The 1,092-nt window shown below is 71.9% G+C and carries 1 protein-coding gene; it reads right to left on the reverse strand.

Annotated elements, in window-relative coordinates; all coding sequences use genetic code 11:
• The coding region (locus LG395_RS40870) for an alpha/beta hydrolase (protein ID WP_225814650.1) at window positions 1-921 on the reverse strand (921 nt) is incomplete at its 3' end.
• Window positions 922-1,092 lie beyond the last annotated feature (171 nt).

The following is a 1,092-nucleotide window of genomic DNA, read 5'->3' on the forward strand; positions in this document are numbered from 1 at the left end:
GGTGGTGGTGAGGTGGGTGGTGAAGAAGTGGGTGAGTTTGTCGATGGCGGGGTCGATGTACTGCTTCTTGTCGTAGAGGTCGACGTGGCTGGCGCCGGGGATGTGGTGGAGTTCCTTGGGGCCGGTGGCGCGTTGGTGTGCCTCGACGGCCATCCAGGCGGTGACGGCGCGTTCGCCGATGATCTGCAGCAGGGGGCGGGGGCCGATGAGCGGGACGGCGAAGAAGGCGTCGTAGAAGGCGAGCTTGTCGATGCTTGGCCAGGCGAGGAACTTCGCGGAGCGTTCGTGCTCGCCGCGTGGGGTGCAGTAGTACTCGAAGCCTTCGACGCCGTGTTCGCCGCCGAGGGCGCGGGCCTGTTCGGCGGTGGCGGGGAACATCGTCATCACGCCGGGGTCCTCGCCGCGGGCGGCGGCGGTGCGTGCCTGGGCGGCGGCGTCCAGCAGGGTCTGGAAGACGGCCGGGTCCTGGGCGCCGTCGGCTCCCAGGCGGAACTGGCGGGAGGGGTCGGCGGTGGAGACGGTGGCCACGGCCTTGACCCGGTGGTCGCCGCCGGTGGCGGCCAGGCAGTAGCCGCCGGAGGCGCAGACGCCCAGCAGGCCGATGCGGTCGGCGTCGACCTCGCGGCGGGTGGTCAGGTAGGACACGGCGGCCTTGAAGTCCTCCACCCGCTGCGCGGGGTCCTCCAGGCCGCGCGGCAGGCCGGCGGAGGCGCCCTGGTAGGCGGCGTCGAAGGCCAGGGTGACGAAGCCGTTGCCGGCCATGCGCTGCGCGTAGGTGCCGGAGGTCTGCTCCTTCACCCCGGTGCCCGGGTGGCCGACCACCAGCGCCGGCAGCGGGGCGCCGGCCGGGGTGTCGGGGAGGTAGAGGTGGGCGGCGATCTCGATACCGGCGCTGTCGAAGCTGACGGTGGTCCTGGCCATGAGGGCACTCCAGTCACATAAATGGCGGGGCTCGGTGAGGTGGTTGACACACCCGGCAGCCACCGCACCCCCACCCGAGGGGGGCCGGTCCTACCGGGCACACACCCACACTCCGCCACCCCGCCCCCGCACGGAAGAGACAAGAACCTGCCCGGGAAAGAACCTTCCCCC

It is taken from the genome of Streptomyces spinosus (assembly GCF_020400655.1).
GTDB classification, from domain to species: Bacteria; Actinomycetota; Actinomycetes; order Streptomycetales; family Streptomycetaceae; genus Streptomyces; species Streptomyces argyrophylli.